Below are 15,265 nucleotides of genomic sequence, written 5' to 3'. Positions count from 1 at the left end.
TCCACCCCGTCCGGCGTTCGCCGTCCGCCTCCCGCGTTCTCCCCAGGAGGGGCTGTTCCCCGATGTTCGCACCGTCCCGCCGCGCCCGACTGTTCCGGTCCGCGAGCGACCGCCCGTACTTCAGCAGCGACGGCGAGTCCTACCTCGCCCAGCACACCCTGCGCGAGCTGACCAAGTCCCGTCCGCTGCGGGTGCTGTCCGAGGAGGACTTCACGCACTGGCAGACCTACGGCTACGTGGTCGTCCGCGAGGCGGTGCCGGCCGGGCACGCCCGCCGGATGCTCGACTTCGCCTGGCAGTTCCAGGGGTTGGACCCGCGGGACCCGGCCGGCTGGTTCGCCGACCGGCCGTTCCGCTCCGAGCTGGAGCAGCAGTTGCACGTCTACGGCTTCGTCGAGGCGTACCACCACCAGCTGCTCTGGGACAGCCGGCAGGACCAGCGGGTCTACGACGCCTTCGTGGACGTCTGGGACTGCGAGGAGCTGTGGGTCACCCTGGACCGGCTCAACCTCAACCCGCCCAACCGGGGCACCCGGGACCGGGCGCTGGTCGACCCCGCCGACCGCGGCCCGGACGTCCGGCTGCACTGGGACATCGACACCTCCCTGGGCGTGCCGCCGCAGCGGGTGCAGGGCATCATCGCGCTCAACGAGACCGCCCCGGAGACCGGCGGCTTCCACTGCAGTCCGGAGCTGTTCCGGCGCTTCGACGCGTGGCGGCTCGCCCAGCCGGCCGACCGCGACCCGCTCCGCCCGGACTTCGACCGGGCCGAACTGCCGGTGGTGCGCCCCGAGTTGCACCCCGGCGACCTGCTGATCTGGAACGGGCTGCTGGCGCACGGCGTCGCCCGCAACCTGTCCGAGCAGGGCGTGCGCGCCGTGCAGTACCTGTCGATGATGCCCGCGCTGGAGGAGCACGAGCAGCTGCGCAGGTCCCGGATCGACTCCTGGCGGCACCTGCACACCCCGCGCTGGAACCGCACCCTGGTCGGCGATCCGGTGCTGCACGAGTCCAAGCGCTACTCGACCGCGCGGCTGAACGAGCTCGGCGGCAAGCTGCTCGGCCTCAGCTCCTGGTACGAGCCGGTCGACCTGGCCGGGCAGGCCGTCGGCCGGGCCGGCCGGTGCGCCGCGTCCGCCTGACCGCCTGCCCCGCTCCCCCGCTACTCCTTGCCGGGCAGCGCCAGGGCCAGTGACTCCAGTGCGCCCAGCGGGTCGGGCCCGACCGGGGCGAGGACGACGCCGGTGGCCCCGGCCGCGTGCCGGGCGGCGATCGCGGCCCGGGCCTGCTCGGGCGTGCCGGTGACGGCGAGCGCGCGGACCCACTCCGCGGGCATGGTGCGGGCGAACTCCTCGCCGTCGGCGCTGGCGGCCCGGTGGGCGCGGAACTCGGCGGCGAACGGCAGCGGGTCGATGTGCGGGGCCCAGTCGGGCTCGCCGATCGCGGCCAGCCCGGCCCGGACCCGTTCGACGGCGGCGTCCCCGTCCCGGTCGACGGCGGCGACGTCGTAGGTGACCACCTGGGCGTCGGTGCGGCCCAGGTGGCCGAGCGAGGCGGCGATGTAGGCGGGCGGGGCGGGTTCGGCGAGCAGCAGCCCGTCGGCGCTCTCCCCGGCGAGGGCCTGCGACCTGGGACCGCGCACGCCCAGCACGACGGGCGGCACCACGTCGGGGGTCTCGGTGAGCCGGACGCCCGCGCAGCGCACGTACCGGCCGTCGGCCGGGCCGTCCTCGCCGCGCAGCAGGGCGCGCAGCGCGGTGGTGTACTCGCGCAGCAGGGTGAGCGGGCTGGCGGGCCAGGCGCCGCCGGACTGCTCCATCCAGTCGCGCATGCCGTGGCCGACGCCCGCGGTGAGGCGGCCGGGGTGGAGCTGGGCGAGGGTGGCGAGTTCCATCGCGGCGAAGCAGACGTTGCGGGCTCCGGCGGGCAGGATGCCGATGCCGACGGTGATCCGCTCGGTGGCGGCGAGCACACTGGCGGCCTGGGCGATGCCGCCGCGCCAGCCGAGGTCCTCGACCACCCACAGCTCGTCGAATCCCGCCTGCTCGGCGCGGCGCGCGTAGGGGAGGAGCTGCCGCACGGGCAGGTCGCGGGGCAGCATCACGCCGACCCGGCCGGGCAGGTGGTTCGACTCGGTCATCGGGTGCTCCTTCGGGGTGCGCGGGGCCTCCCGCACGAGGACCCGGAGCAGCTCATAAGATCATCAACCACCGGGTCGCGTCGAGGGCCGCCGCCCCCGCCGTCGCCCCGTCGGCCCGTCAACCCGCCGCCGCGGCCTGTTTCTTCTCCCCCGCGGCCGCCGGGTGGTCGGCCACGGCCACCGGCCCGCGCCGGTCCACCGCCCAGGAGAGCGCGGCGATCACGAACCCGAGCAGCGACAGGCCCGCCCCGACCAGCGAGGGCGAGGTCAGCCCGTACCCGGCGGACAGCGCCAGGCCGCCGAGCCAGGCGCCCATCGCGTTGGCCAGGTTGAACGCGCCCTGCACGGTCGCGGACGCCAGCGTCGGCGCGGTGCGCGCCTTGCGGATCACCAGCGTCTGCACGGTCGGGACGGTGGCGAAGCCCGCCATGCCGATCAGCACCACCGTCGCGGCGGCCGACCAGCGGGCGTGCGCGGTGAGCGCGAACAGGCCGAGCGCGCCCGCCATCGCCAGGAACGCCGCGCAGATCGACGGGCGCAGCGCCCGGTCGGCCGCGTAGCCGCCGACCACGTTGCCGATCGTCATGCCGACGCCGAACAGCGCCAGCACCAGGGTGACCGAGCCCTCGGCGAACCCGGCGACGTCGGTGAGCGCGGGGGTGATGTAGGTGTAGCAGGCGAACAGTCCGGCGCAGCCGAACACCACGGTGGCCAGCGCCAGCCAGAGCTGTCCGCTGCGGAAGGTGGCGAGTTCGCTGCGCAGGCCCGCGCCGGGGTGGCTGGGCAGCGGCGGCACCAGGCGGGCGATGGCGGCGGCGCCGAGCAGGCCGATCGCCACCACCACGAGCATCGCGGCCCGCCAACCGAGGTGCTGGCCGAGCAGGGTGGCGGCGGGCACCCCGAGGATGTTCGCCACCGTCAGGCCGGAGAACATCACCGACACCGCCCGGGCCCGCAGGTGCGGGGCGACCAGTTCGGCGGCGGCGACCGCCCCGGCCCCGAAGAACGCGCCGTGCGGCAGCCCGGTGATCAGCCGGGCCACCGCCAGGAAGGCGAAGTTCGGCGCGATCGCGCACAGCAGGTTCCCGAACGTGAACAGCCCCGCCAGTCCGATCAGCACCGTCTTGCGCGGCAGCTTCGCGGCCACCGCGGTCAGCAGCGGTGCCCCGATCACCACGCCCAGCGCGTACAGCGAGATCAGCCAGCCCGCCTGCGGGATCGTCCGGTCCAGCCCGTCGGCGATCTGCGGCAGCAGCCCCATCGCGGAGAACTCGGTGGTACCGATGGCGAACGCGGTCACGGCGAGGGCGACGAGCGCCAGGGGCATGCGGGTACTCCAGCCGACAACGGGGGACGGCGAACCGCCCGAACGACGCACCGACCGGGCCGCCAACCCCAATGTCAACGTTGTCAGTACGCTCCGATCCTACCCGCCCGGCCGGACCCCCTCGGCCGGGCGGCCGGAGGGGCTGCCGGACGGGCGGTCAGACGGGCGGCAGCAGGTCGCTCCCGCTGACGGTGTACGGCAGCGGGGGGTAGCGGAAGTCCGTCTCCTCGTTCTCGCGGCGCCGCATCCGGTAGAACGCGCGCTGCTGCTCCTCGGAGGCCGCCACCAGTTCCTCCCCCTGCGGGAGGTGCGGCCGCCCGTCGCGGAAGCGCAGGTGCGTCCCCGAGGTCCGGAAGGTCACCCCCAGCCACTCGTTGTCCACCGCCCGGGCCGGGCCGTCCAGCAGGATGCGGTGCTTGAACCGCCGGTTCGCCGCGACGGAGAACACCACGACGCCCTGGTGGACGAGCGGGATCCCGAAGCCCCCGCCCGCGTCCCCCTTCGGCGCGAAGGCCAGCGTCCGCGGCGGGCCCGCGTCGGGGTCGCGGTAGCAGGAGAAGAGCGCGATGGACGACTCCTCGGCCAGGTCGAGGGCCAGGTCGGAGTGGGCGCCCATGGTGGTGCAGGCGTTCGTGTAGACCTCGGCCAGCGCGTTGTCGAACCGGGCCGGGAGCGCCGCGTGCTCCTCGATCCGCCGCGCCAGCCGCTCGTGCACCGCCCGGAACCGCTGCGCCGGGTTCTCGTACCGGGCCGTGGTGCGCACCAGCGGCACCTCGCCCGCCGGGCCGGTCCTGGTGAGCACGGCGGCCCGGCGGCCCTTCCCCGCCGCCTCCCAGCTGACCGACTCGAACAGCTCGGCGAAGGGGTTCGGCCCGGCCGGCAGGACGTGCGCGCGGATGCCGTCGGCGGCGCTAGGCCCGGGGGGCAACGTAGTCCCCCTCGTTCATGCTGAACGGGAACTCCCGGCCGTAGCCCGCGAAGGACGGGCTCCGGTTCTCCTCCGCGTACAGCCGGCGCAGTTCGTCCAGGCCGTCCGGGGTGGGCGGCTCCAGCCCGACCGGCCCGTCGGCCGTCTTGAGGAAGGTGCGGCCGTCCCGGTGGACGGCTTCGGCGTCCGAGCAGCGCACCACGTACCCCAGCCGGGTCGGGAGCAGTTCGGCGGCCGGCGCCGGGGGCCGGATCTCGTGCGTGTACAGGCGGTTGGTGGAGAGCGGCACCAGCAGCACGGAGCCGGGGTGGAGCGTCACCGTGAAGTGCGGCGGGAGCCCGGCCGCCTCGGACTCCGCGGTCCGCTCCTTGAGCCGGAAGCGCAGCCCGGTCAGCCCGCTGACGCCCCGCACGCCGCGGTCGAAGGCGTCCGCGTCCAGCGGCTGCAGCCCGTCGAGCCGGTCGTAGAAGGTGCAGAAGGCCATGATGCCGGCGGCGGGCATGTCCTTGGTCTTGTCGGCGTGGGCCGAGATCCTGGCCTTGGACTGCTTGCGCTCCGCCGTGGCCGGGGTGTTGCGGTACACCTGCGCGAGGACGTGGTTCAGCGGCGCCTGGCCCCGGAAGACCGCGGCGGCCTCCCGGTTCAGGGCCTCGACGATGTGCGTGTCGGTGGCGCGGAAGCCCTCGGTCGGCCCCGAGAAGTTGGTGGAGCAGCGGAGCAGGCGGAAGTGCAGGTCGTCCCCGTCCCGCACGACGGGCGTCAGGTAGATCCCGCTGCGGTGGGCCGTCCCCGGCTTGGTGGACTCCGTCAGGGACTGGAACGCGTGCTCGGCCAGGATCCGCCCGAAGTGGTCGGCCTCCGGCTCGAAGAAACGGCGGTAGTACACGCCGACCCCGTGTACCCGCAACGGCACCCGCCCCGGACCGACCCCGGTCCACGACGCACCCGCGCCCGGGGGGCGGCCCGCCGGGACCTCCCCGACGACCAGCACCCGGGCCGCCGCGTCCAGCCGGCGGGCGGCTGCCGCGGACACCTCGCCGCACAGGTAGACCGTCCGGCCCGCGAGGTCGAGCCCCCCGGAGTCGAGCTCCTCCGGCGTGACCACCGCCCCGAAGAACTCCCGCCCCAGTTCCCCGTCCCGCACCTCCTCCGGCCCGACCAGAACGTTCCCCGACTCTTCGAGCCGGGCCCCCGCCGCCGCCACCACGTCCCTCACCCGAACCCCCGCACCGCTCGCCGACTCCTGACCACCCGCCCCGCATCACGAACCGGGCCGGACCCGCAGGCTACCCGCTCACCGCTCCCGCCTGCCCGCCGCCAGCGCCTTCTCTCCCCCTCCCCCCTCCACCCCGCCCACTCTCTCCTGACCACCCCTCAACCCGCCGCCAGCACCCGGATCCGCCGCACCTCGGCTGCCACGCCCGCGAGTTCCGGCGGCAGGACGACGGTGGCGGGTGGCGGGGCGGGCGCCGGGCCGGGGTGGTCGAGGGCGTCGGCGGCTGCGGCGAGGTCGCGGGTGAGGGTGCGGGCGGCGGGGGTGGTCGGGGCGGGGGCGCCGTGGTCGCGTTCGACGGCGTACGCGGTGGCGGCGTCGGCGAGGCGTTCGGCGTGGACGGTCAGGCGCAGCCAGTCCGGGCCGGCGGGGGTGCCGGGGCTGAGTTCGGCGGCGGCGGTCTCGGCGGCGGCGCGGGCCTGGGCGAGGGTGCGGTAGGCGGTGCGGCGCAGTTCGGCGCGGCGGGTGTCCGCCGGGTGCGGTTCCTGTCGGCCGGTCAGCAGGACGTGGTCGAGGTAGCGCTGCGTGTGCCGCAGGGCGTACGCGGCCCGCTGGCCGACCCGGGCCCGGGTGTCGGCCAGCCCCGGGAGGTGGCCGACCAGCAGGACCAGGGCGCAGGCGAGGGTGGTGTCGAGCAGCCGGGCGGGGGCGGCGGCGCGGTCGCCGCCGGTGGTGACGAAGGCCAGCACGGTGACGGTGATGACGGCGGTCTGCGCGGCGAAGTGCCGCTGGGCGACGGGTACGAGCGCCCCGGTGACGGCCACCGCGACGACCGGCCACCACGGTCCGGACAGCACCGGCCCGAGCCCGGCCACCAGCAGGACCCCGGCGACCGTCCCGGCGAAACGGTTGACCACCCGGGAGAACAGCGGCCCCAGGTCCGGCTTGACCAGGAACGCGGCCGTCACCGGCAGCCAGTACCAGTGCCCGGCCCGCAGCCCGAGCGCCAGCGCGGCACTCCCCGCCACGCACACCCCGACCCGCACCCCGTACGCCCGCCCGGCCCGCCCCCACGGCCGTACCCCGGGCACCGCCCCGCGCCGCACGGCGGGCCGCACCCCGCGCCGCGCTCCCAGCACCAGCTCGGCCACTCCCCTGCGCCACCCCCGCCCCCGCCGGAGCCCGCGCTCACGCCCCGGACCGCCCGCCCCGGCCGCCTGCCCACCACCCACCAGGCTCGGCACCCGCCCGACGACGCCCCGCCCGTTCCCCTCCGCTCCCGGCACTCCGCCGAAGGCCAGGGCCGCGTGCAGGACCGCCCGGTCGAAGGCCGCGGTGGCCGGGGTCTCGGCGGCGGGGACGGGGAGCGGGCCGGGGAGGCTCCCGGTGCGGACGGCAGCGGCCAGGCGGCGCGGGCCGGTGGCGAGGCGGGTGGGCAGGGGGCGGGCGGCGTGCAGCAGGGCGACGCCGGCCTCGCAGAGGGCGGAGGCGGCGGCGAGCCGGGTGCGCAGGGGGTGGGCGTGGTCGGTGCGGAGTTGTTCGCCGGCCCGGTCGAGGGCTGCGGTGAGGTGTCGGCGGGCACTTTCGGCGCGGTCGGTGCCGGCCGCGTCCAGGGCGTCGGCGAGGGCGTCGAAGACGGCGGCGACAGCCTGTCGTTCGGCGTGCAACGGCCGGGGGTGGGAGGTGAGTTGGCGGAGCAGCAGGAGCCAGGCGGCGCCGGCCAGGTAGCAGCCGGCCCGGGCCCAGCCGGGCAGCGGGGCGGGCATGCCGCAGCCGAGGACGGTGAGGACGGTCAGCTGGACGGCGGCCGCGGAGGCGACCGGTCCGGTGACGCTGATCGCCCCGGAGAGGACCCCGACGGCGCCGAGCAGCGGCACCGCCCACCAGCCGCCGACGGTGCCGATCAGCAGCCCGAGGGCGCCCGCGAGGGCCGGGACGGCCTGCTGCACGGCGCCGGTGCGCCGCCCGGCGGGGCGGTCGTTGACGCCCGCGAACATCGCCCCGAGCCCGGCCAGCACTCCTTCCGCGGGCCGTCCGGCGGCCAGTGCGAGCCCCAGCGGCACCGCCATCCCGGCCGCTCCGCGGGCCGTCGCCGCCCAGGGCACCGGGCCGCGCTGCCAGCGCAGCGGGTGGGTCAGCCAGTCCGGTCGCACCGCTCGCCTGTCCGTGGGAACTCCCTTGCCGGGTACACCTGTTCTGTCCTCCCAGCCTAGGAACGCCTCTTGTCGCCCCTGCTGCACCCGCGTTACACCGGGATGACAACCTCGCCGGCCCTCGCCGGCCCTCGCCGGCCCTCGCCGGTCCTCGCCGCGGAAACCCGTCCGCCTCCCCCGGCGGAAAACCACGTGCGGGCCGTCCGGGTCGCCGGTTAGCCTCGCGGTTTGGCCGGAAATCGGATGTCAAGGGGTGAAAGGCCGTGGGTCGCAAGGGTGGTGGCCGCGGGCTGGGGCGCGGCTTCGGCTCGCTGTGGTCGGCGGCGGCAGTGTCCGCGCTGGGCGACGGGATCGTGGCGGCGGCGGCTCCGCTGCTGGTGACGTCGTTGACCAGGGATCCGGTGCTGGTCGGTCTGGCGGTCTTCGTCCAGCAGTTGCCGTGGTTGCTGCTGGCCCCGGTCAGCGGGGTGCTGGTGGACCGGGTGGACCGGCGCCGGCTGGCGGTGGCGGCGGACGCGGCGCGGGCCGTGCTGACGGCGGCGCTGGCCGTGGCGGTGTACGCGGACGCGGTGTCGCTGCCGCTGGTCTACGCGGTGGGGCTGCTGCTGGGCAGTTGTGCGGCGCTCGGTGACAACGCGTCCTCGGCGCTGCTGCCCGCCGTGGTCGACTCGGCGGACCTGCCGCGGGCCAACTCCCGGATGTTCGGCACCGAGTCGGTGCTCAACCGGCTCTGCGGGCCGCCGCTCGGCGCGGCCCTGTTCGGGGTGGCGGCGGGCCTGCCGCTGACGGTCGACGCCCTGAGCTTCACCGGCGCCGCCGCCCTGGTCTCGACGCTGCGCCTGCGGCCCCGCGCCGGGGCGCCGTCGCCCTCCCCGGCGGAGCGGGAGCCGGTGGGCCGCCAGTTCGCGTCCAGCGTCCGCTGGTTGTGGGCCCAGCCCGCGCTGCGCACGCTGACGCTGGCGCTGTGCCTGATGAACGTGACGCTGCTGGCGGGCTTCTCGGTGATGGTGCTGTACGCCCGCGAGCACCTGGGCCTGTCGGGGTTCGGCTACGGCGTGCTGCTGTCGGCTTCGGCGGTCGGCGGCCTGGCCGGGGCGCTGGTCGCCCCGCGGCTGCAGGCCCGGTTCTCGGCCTCGCTGCTGCTGCGGGTGGGCCTGGTCCTGGAGACGCTCACCCATGTCGGTCTGGCGCTGGCGGGTTCGCCGTGGGTGGCGGGCGCGGTCCTGGGCGGGTTCGGCGTGCACGGCGCGATCTGGGTGAGCGTCGACCGGACGCTGGTGCAGCGCGCCGTCCCCGACGAGTTGCGCGGCCGGGTGAACAGCGTCTTCATGGCGCTGGCCGTCGGCGGTTCCGCCCTCGGCGCGCTGGCCGGCGGCCCGCTCGCCCGGGCGTTCGGCCTCACCGGCCCGTTCTGGTTCTCCGCCGTCGTGATGGCCGCCCTGACCGTCTTCGCCTGGCGCCCCTTCGGCCGCCGCATCGACACCCCGCCCCCGGTCCCCGCCGCCTCCACCGCCCTGGCCGCCACCTGACCGTCCGTCACCCGGCCCGCCCGGCACCGCCCGACCTCCGTCCGACCTCCCTCCGACCTCCGTCCGGGCGGTGCCGGGCGGCGTGCCCTCCGCTCCCCCGCCCATGGGCCTGCGGTATACCTGCTGGCAGTGGCGACGAGAGGTGGGTGGCGGGTGATCCGGCGGCGGGTGCTGGTCTCGGGCACGGTGCAGGGCGTCTTCTTCCGCGACTCCTGCCGCCGGGCGGCGGCGGAGGCGGAGGTGACGGGCTGGGTGCGCAACCTGCCGGACGGCCGGGTGGAGGCGGTCTTCGAGGGCGACCCGGCCCCGGTGGAGCGGATGGTCGCCTGGATGGGGCACGGTCCGTCCCGCGCGGTGGTGGAGCGGGTCGAGGTGGTCGAGGAGCAGCCGGAGGGCCTGCTGGTCTTCGCCGTCACCACCTGACCGCCCGCCCGGCACCCGACCGCCCGGCACCCAACACCTGACCGCCCGGCACCCGTCCGCCGGTCACTCCGTCCCGTACGGCCACACCTCGTCGGGGAACACCCGGGCGAACCAGTGCGGTTGGACGTCGCGCAGCCGCAGGGTGTGCCAGCGGCGCGGGTCCTCGGGGAGGGGGACCCCGACCTCGACGTCGGGGCCGTGAGCGAACAGGCGTTCCTGGCAGACGCCGCAGGGGGCGAGCACCCAGAAGCCGCGGTCGCCGTCGACGGCGGTGACGCAGACCGAGGCGACGACCCGGCGGCCGAGCTTGTACGCCTCACAGATCGCGCCGGTCTCGTGGCACAGTTGCACGCCGCTGTTGGGGACCGCGGGCGCGGTGCTGGTGAGGACGGTGCCGTCGTCCAACCGGAGAGCCGCGGCGCCCGCCCAGTCCTGGCCGGGGAAGCGGCTGCGGGTCAGTTCGATCGCGGCGTCCACGAGGTGACGGTCGATGGCCATGCCGGGACGGTACCGAAGCGGTGGCGGGCGGGGAAAACGGTTTGCCGCCGGCGGGCGGCGGCGCCCAGACTCCGGCCATGACGACCACCACCCGGACCGACGACCGCGACGGCCAGGACGCCCGCGGCGACCGCGACGGCCAGGACGCCCGCGACGACCGCGACGACCTGGACGACCTGGACGACCTGGACGGCCGACTCGCCGCGACCAAGCGGGACTTGAAGCTCTACCTGCAGGACGCCCGGGACGCGCTGGTGTGGAAGCTGGAGGGCCTGTCGGAGTACGACGCCCGCCGCCCGCTGACGCCCACCGGGACGAACCTGCTGGGGCTGGTCAAGCACCTGACGGGCGCGGAGGCGGCGTACTTCGGCACCGCCTTCGGCCGGCCGTTCGAGGGCGGTCCGGGGCTGTGGGTGGCGGGCGCCGCCGAGCCGAACGCCGACCTGTGGGCGCGGCCGGAGGAGGGCCGGGAGTTCCTGCTCGCCGAGTACCGCCGGGTCTGGGCGCACGCGGACGCCACCGTCGACGCGCTGCCGCTGACCGCGACCGGCCGGGTCCCGTGGCCCCCGCACAACGAGCTGACGCTGGGTCGGATCCTGCTGCACGTGGTCGCCGAGACCCACCGGCACGCGGGCCACGCCGACCTGGTCCGCGAACTCGTCGACGGCGCGACCGGCCTGCGCCCGACCGGCGCGGTCCTCCCGGAGGGCGACGCCGACTGGTGGTCCTCCCACCGCGCCCGGGTCGAACGGGCCGCCCGCACGGCGGCCCTCGCCGCGGGCGAGCGGCTGCCCGACTGACCGGCCGGCCCCCGCCGGACCGCGTGACGGCCCGCCCGCAGCCTCTGGAATGATCACCGTCCAGGGGCGGTGCCCGTCCCCGGACGCTCGTTCCGCCGAAGGGAATCCGCCCCGTGCCGATCGACCTCACCGAAGCCCTGGCCGCCCACCCGTACCCGGGCCGGGGCGTGCTGCGCTGCCGCACCACCGACGGGGCCCCGCTGGCCGCCTACTTCCTGACCGGCCGCAGCCCGGCGTCCCGGGCCCGCGCGCTGCGGTTCACTCCGGACGGCGCGCTGACCGTCGTCCCGACCGACGTCCGCGAGCACGACGACCTGCGGCACTACCCGGCGGTGCGGCGCGGCGGCGGGCTGGTGGTGTACGGCAACGGCGAGCAGGTGGCGACGGTCGCGGACCGGCTGGACGCGGGACTGTCCCCGGTGGAGGCGCTGGACGGCCTGGACTACGAGCCGGATCCGCCGATCTTCACCCCCCGGCTGACGGTGGTCGCGGACGTCCGCCCGGACGGCCCGACCTGGCTGGGCGCGGCCCGGCGCAGCGCCGCCGGCCGCCTGGGCGCCGACCGGCTGTTCCTGCGGCTGGGCGCGCTCTCCCCGGGCGAGGGCGTGCTGCTGACGACCTATCAGGGTGCTCCGGCCGCCCCGGCCACCGGCGCCCCCTACCTGGAGGTCGCCACCGCGTACCGGGACGCGTCCGACCTGCTGGAGCGCCTCTGGTCCGCTCTCCCGGCCGAGTACCGGGTCGCCGCCGCGGTCTTCGCCCCGGCCGCCTTCCCGGAGGTGCTGCTGCGCCACGCGGCGCAGTGACCTGCCCGGCCCCCGCGACGCCGGACGGCCGCCCGCGCGCAGGCGCGGGCGGCCGTCGTGCGGAGCCGGGGTGTCAGCTGTCGAAGCCGAGGCCGAGCTTGTCCATGGTCTTGAGCCAGAGGTTGCGGCGGCCGGCGTTGCGGTCGGCGCGGTCCAGGGACCACTTGGTGATGCCGATGCCGGCCCAGCGGACGGGTTCGGGCGGGAACGGCAGCGGCTTGCGGCGGACCATCTCCAGGGCGGTGCGCTCGGTGGGCTTTCCGGCCAGCAGGTCGAGCATCACCTCGGCGCCGAAGCGGGTGGCGCCGACGCCGAGGCCGGTGTAGCCGGCGGCGAGGGCGACCTTGCCGTGGTGGGCGGTGTCGAAGAAGGCGGAGAACCGGGTGCAGGTGTCGATGGCGCCGCCCCAGGCGTGGGTGAAGCGCAGGCCCTCCAGTTGCGGGAAGGTCTGGAAGAAGTGCCGGGCGAGGGTCTGGTAGGTCTGCGGCCGCTGGTCGTACTCGCTGCGGACCTTGGCCCCGTAGTGGTAGATCGCGTCGTAGCCGCCCCACAGGATCCGGTTGTCGGCGGACAGCCGGTAGTAGTGGAACTGGTTGGCGCTGTCGCCAATGCCCTGCCGGCCCTGCCAGCCGATCGCGGCGAGCTGTTCGGCGCTGAGCGGTTCGGTCATCAGCGCGTAGTCGTAGACCGGCACGGTGTACGGGCGGATCCGCTTGACCAGCGACGGGAAGACGTTGGTGCCGAGGGCGACCTGCCGGGCGAGGACCCGGCCGTAGGGGGTGCGCACGGCCATGCCGGGGCCGGACTCGGCGATGTCGAGGGCCTTGGTGTGCTCGAAGACCCGCACGCCGAGCCGCTCGCAGGCCCGCTTGAGGCCCCAGGCGAGCTTGGCGGGGTGGAGCATCGCCACGCCGTCCTTGTCCCAGAGCGCGCCGAGGTAGGTCGGGGAGTCGACCTGGGCGCGGACGGCGTCGATGTCCAGCAGCTCGTAGTCGCCGTACTCCTTGGCGAGTTCGTACAGTTCGGCGAGTTCCTCGACCTGGTGCGGTTCGGTGGCGACGTCGAGTTCGCCGGTGCGCTCCCAGTCGCAGTCGATCGCGTGCTTCGCCACCGCGTCCTCGATGGACTGCAGGTTGCGGGCGCCGAGTTGTTCGAGCGCGGCCAGTTCGTCGGGCCAGCGGTCGAGGCCGTTGCCGAGGCCGTGGGTGAGGCTGGCGGCGCAGAAGCCGCCGTTGCGGCCGGAGGCGGCCCATCCGGTCTGTTCGGCCTCGATCAGGACCACGTCGCGCCCGGGGTCCCGTTCCTTGGCGATCAGCGCGGTCCACAGGCCGCTGTAGCCGCCGCCGACGACCAGCAGGTCGCAGCGGACGTCGCCGGTGAGGGCGGAGTTGGCGTCCGGGCGGCCCGGGTCCTCCAGCCAGAACGGGGTGGGTTTGGCGTCCCGCAGTGCGTGTACGGGGTCCATGCTCTCGGTTCCTTGCCTAGGGAGGGTGCGGCCCGGCCGTGGGGGCGGCCGGGCCGTGGGGTGGTGCGGGGGCTAGCGGTCCTCGGCCGGGGCCGGGCCGAGGTCGACCGTGTAGACCTTGCGGAGCGTCTCGTGGACGGTCCAGGTGGTGCGGTCGCCCTCGCGGAGCACCGCGAGGTCGCCGGGGCCGAGTTCCAGGACGGGGCCGTCCTCGAAGGCGACGGTGGCCCGGCCGCTGAGCACAACAAACATCTCGTCCGCCTCGGTGTCGGTGACGACGCCGGGGGTGATCTGCCAGATCCCGCGGACCTGGCGGCCGTCGGCGGACTCCCAGACCACCTTGCCGGTGACCTCGGGCGTGCCGGAGACGACCTGCCCGGGGTCGAGCGGCTCGGGCTCCAGTTCGGCGTCCGGGACGTGCAGGGCGAAGCTGTTGATCATGCCTCGACGCTATCCGTTCCGGTGCCGCTGACGGCCTTGTCACTGTGCGCCGAGTCCGGCCGCCGCCCTGACAGGTCGTACGCCCCGGTGTCCCCGCCGTTCGCGGCGGCCCGGTCGGCGGCGGCGGCCTCCCGGGCGGCCTTGCGGGCGGCCAGCGCCGGGTAGAGCAGCAGCGAGGCGCCGACCACGATCAGGCAGTAGACGACGGCCTTGGTGCCCTCCTCGCTGTACTGCTCGATCGCGGCCCAGACGCTGACGCCGGTCAGGCTGACGGCGATCAGGCCGATGCTCCACCAGCCGCCGGGGATCTTGTAGGGGCGCTCCAGTTCGGGTTCGCGGATCCGCAGCGCGATCAGCGCGGCGACCTCCAGCAGGATGCCGATGTTGGTGAGGAAGACGTCGTAGATCACCAGGCTCTGGAAGCTGGAGAAGCAGAACAGCGCGTAGACGACCGAGGAGCCGACGATCGAGGCGACCGGCATCTTGTAGCGCTTGCTCTCCTTGGAGACCCACTTGGGCAGGTAGCCGTCGTGCGAGAGCGAGGAGGGCAGCCGCGAGTAGGAGGCGAGCAGCGCGGAGAACATCGCCACCGAGGCGAACAGGCCGCCGATGGTGACGACGTACTGCAGCCAGGGGCCGGCCAGTTCGCCGGCGATGTCGGGGAGCGCGCCGTCCTCCCAGCTCTTCCAGCCGTTCTCGCCGCCCGGGCCGACGGCGAGGGAGGCCAGCGAGGGCAGCAGGTAGCCGGCGATGATCAGCAGCACGGACCACAGCAGCGCCTTGGGCAGGTGCTTCTTCGGGTTCTCCATCTCGCCGGCCACGGTGGAGACCGAGTCCCAGCCGGAGTAGTTCCACATCACGATGAACAGGCCGGAGCCGAAGGCGTTCCAGGTGGACTGGCCCTGTTCGGCGGTCATCGAGGAGATCGGGTTGGTGCCCTCGGTGACCAGCTGGTAGAAGCCGATCACGGTGAGGATCAGCATCGGGGTCAGGCAGATGATCGCGAACGCCACCGAGGAGTCGCCGACCCAGCCCGCGCCCATCAGGTTCAGCAGCGTGAACAGCACGATGACGCCGACGCAGATCACCCAGTTCAGGTCGACCTGGATGCCCGCGAGTTCGAACAGCACGTGCTTGCCGGGGGCGACGGCGCCGATCAGGCTCGACAGGTACGAGGTGAACATGACCGGGTACAGCGCCATGTCGACGAAGCTGCACACCCACTGCAGCAGGCCCTGCTGGAAGGCCCAGAACCGGCCGAGACCGCGCTTGACCCAGTGGTAGTAGCCGCCCTCGACGGGGATGGCGGTGCCGAGTTCGGCGCAGACCAGGGCGTGCGGCACGCTGTAGATCAGCGGGGCGACCAGGATCAGCAGGATGCCCATGCCGGGGCCGGAGGTCGAGAACAGCGGCTCGATGCCGTAGGCGCCGCCGGAGACGCTGAAGAAGATCAGCGCGACCAACGGGACGAGGCTCACGCGCTTGGGCGTCGCCCACCGGTTCTCCGGCGGGGCCACGGGGATGGCGGTCATTTTCACCTTG

The 15,265-nt window shown here is 75.1% G+C and carries 14 protein-coding genes; 5 read left to right on the top strand and 9 right to left on the bottom strand.

The genetic code is table 11. The features are described from left to right. Nucleotides 1–62 precede the first annotated feature (62 nt). Complete coding sequence (locus tag EDD39_RS25180) at nt 63–1,142, top strand: phytanoyl-CoA dioxygenase family protein (protein ID WP_123559571.1); 1,080 nt, start codon at nt 63–65, stop codon at nt 1,140–1,142. A 20-nt stretch (nt 1,143–1,162) separates the two neighbouring features. On the opposite strand, the gene EDD39_RS25175 is transcribed toward EDD39_RS25180, so the two are convergent. The 5 genes from EDD39_RS25175 to EDD39_RS25155 all read right to left on the bottom strand — a co-directional run bounded on the left by EDD39_RS25175 (nt 1,163) and on the right by EDD39_RS25155 (nt 7,761). Then, nucleotides 1,163–2,140 (bottom strand): LLM class flavin-dependent oxidoreductase, encoded by a 978-nt coding sequence (locus tag EDD39_RS25175; protein ID WP_123559569.1) that lies wholly within the window; start codon nt 2,138–2,140, stop codon nt 1,163–1,165. A 118-nt stretch (nt 2,141–2,258) separates the two neighbouring features. Then, nucleotides 2,259–3,467, bottom strand: coding sequence for an MFS transporter (locus EDD39_RS25170; protein WP_123559567.1), 1,209 nt, complete (start codon nt 3,465–3,467; stop codon nt 2,259–2,261). A gap of 157 nt (nt 3,468–3,624) precedes the next feature. Further along, entirely contained in the window at nt 3,625–4,395 is a 771-nt protein-coding gene (locus EDD39_RS25165) for a 2OG-Fe(II) oxygenase family protein (RefSeq protein WP_123559565.1), read from the bottom strand. Further along, nucleotides 4,379–5,611 carry a hypothetical protein gene (locus EDD39_RS25160; protein ID WP_162870124.1) on the bottom strand — a complete coding sequence of 411 codons (1,233 nt, stop codon included), beginning with the start codon at nt 5,609–5,611 and terminating at the stop codon, nt 4,379–4,381. The genes EDD39_RS25165 and EDD39_RS25160 overlap by 17 nt, the downstream gene beginning before the upstream one ends. Nucleotides 5,612–5,769: 158 nt before the next feature. Beyond that, nucleotides 5,770–7,761: an FUSC family protein gene (locus tag EDD39_RS25155; protein ID WP_244257025.1), complete on the bottom strand. Its 1,992-nt coding sequence runs from the start codon at nt 7,759–7,761 to the stop codon at nt 5,770–5,772. A gap of 263 nt (nt 7,762–8,024) precedes the next feature. Between EDD39_RS25155 and EDD39_RS25150 the strand changes: the two genes are divergently transcribed. Beyond that, nucleotides 8,025–9,290: an MFS transporter gene (locus EDD39_RS25150; RefSeq protein WP_208765576.1), complete on the top strand. Its 1,266-nt coding sequence runs from the start codon at nt 8,025–8,027 to the stop codon at nt 9,288–9,290. A 153-nt stretch (nt 9,291–9,443) separates the two neighbouring features. Next, nucleotides 9,444–9,713 carry an acylphosphatase gene (locus EDD39_RS25145; RefSeq protein ID WP_030462306.1) on the top strand — a complete coding sequence of 90 codons (270 nt, stop codon included), beginning with the start codon at nt 9,444–9,446 and terminating at the stop codon, nt 9,711–9,713. Nucleotides 9,714–9,776: 63 nt separating this feature from the next. Here the strand turns inward: EDD39_RS25145 and EDD39_RS25140 are convergent, their stop codons facing one another. Further along, on the bottom strand, nt 9,777–10,211 hold the full coding sequence (locus EDD39_RS25140; RefSeq protein WP_123559561.1) for a cytidine deaminase: 435 nt from the start codon (nt 10,209–10,211) through the stop codon (nt 9,777–9,779). Between the two features lie 77 nt (nt 10,212–10,288). On the opposite strand from EDD39_RS25140, the gene EDD39_RS25135 reads away from it, so the two are divergent. Together EDD39_RS25135 and EDD39_RS25130 are read left to right on the top strand one after the other, a co-directional pair. Further along, a complete protein-coding gene (locus EDD39_RS25135) occupies nt 10,289–11,011 on the top strand; it encodes a DinB family protein (protein ID WP_123560865.1) in 723 nt (240 codons plus the stop codon). A gap of 113 nt (nt 11,012–11,124) precedes the next feature. Next, nucleotides 11,125–11,817: an IMP cyclohydrolase gene (locus tag EDD39_RS25130; RefSeq protein WP_244257023.1), complete on the top strand. Its 693-nt coding sequence runs from the start codon at nt 11,125–11,127 to the stop codon at nt 11,815–11,817. Nucleotides 11,818–11,890: 73 nt separating this feature from the next. Here EDD39_RS25130 and EDD39_RS25125 read toward each other — a convergent pair whose 3' ends face one another. The 3 genes from EDD39_RS25125 to EDD39_RS25115 form a co-directional block, all read right to left on the bottom strand. Next, nucleotides 11,891–13,282, bottom strand: coding sequence for an NAD(P)/FAD-dependent oxidoreductase (locus tag EDD39_RS25125; protein WP_123559558.1), 1,392 nt, complete (start codon nt 13,280–13,282; stop codon nt 11,891–11,893). A gap of 72 nt (nt 13,283–13,354) precedes the next feature. Continuing rightward, nucleotides 13,355–13,723, bottom strand: coding sequence for a cupin domain-containing protein (locus tag EDD39_RS25120; protein WP_123559556.1), 369 nt, complete (start codon nt 13,721–13,723; stop codon nt 13,355–13,357). Next, nucleotides 13,720–15,255, bottom strand: coding sequence for an APC family permease (locus EDD39_RS25115; protein ID WP_123559554.1), 1,536 nt, complete (start codon nt 15,253–15,255; stop codon nt 13,720–13,722). The genes EDD39_RS25120 and EDD39_RS25115 overlap by 4 nt, the downstream gene beginning before the upstream one ends. Nucleotides 15,256–15,265 lie beyond the last annotated feature (10 nt).

The sequence above is a fragment of the Kitasatospora cineracea genome (assembly GCF_003751605.1).
Lineage (GTDB): Bacteria > Actinomycetota > Actinomycetes > Streptomycetales > Streptomycetaceae > Kitasatospora > Kitasatospora cineracea.
Note: the sequence above shows the minus strand (reverse complement) of the source record. Positions and strands in the feature narration are given on the sequence as shown.

What these genes read in the sequence shown, in the direction of transcription:
- EDD39_RS25180 (WP_123559571.1), top strand. Translation starts at nt 63, where the DNA reads ATGTTCGCACCGTCCCGCCGCGCCCGACTGTTCCGGTCCGCGAGCGAC.
- EDD39_RS25175 (WP_123559569.1), bottom strand. Translation starts at nt 2,140, where the DNA reads ATGACCGAGTCGAACCACCTGCCCGGCCGGGTCGGCGTGATGCTGCCC.
- EDD39_RS25170 (WP_123559567.1), bottom strand. Translation starts at nt 3,467, where the DNA reads ATGCCCCTGGCGCTCGTCGCCCTCGCCGTGACCGCGTTCGCCATCGGT.
- EDD39_RS25140 (WP_123559561.1), bottom strand. Translation starts at nt 10,211, where the DNA reads ATGGCCATCGACCGTCACCTCGTGGACGCCGCGATCGAACTGACCCGC.
- EDD39_RS25135 (WP_123560865.1), top strand. Translation starts at nt 10,289, where the DNA reads ATGACGACCACCACCCGGACCGACGACCGCGACGGCCAGGACGCCCGC.
- EDD39_RS25125 (WP_123559558.1), bottom strand. Translation starts at nt 13,282, where the DNA reads ATGGACCCCGTACACGCACTGCGGGACGCCAAACCCACCCCGTTCTGG.
- EDD39_RS25120 (WP_123559556.1), bottom strand. Translation starts at nt 13,723, where the DNA reads ATGATCAACAGCTTCGCCCTGCACGTCCCGGACGCCGAACTGGAGCCC.
- EDD39_RS25115 (WP_123559554.1), bottom strand. Translation starts at nt 15,255, where the DNA reads ATGACCGCCATCCCCGTGGCCCCGCCGGAGAACCGGTGGGCGACGCCC.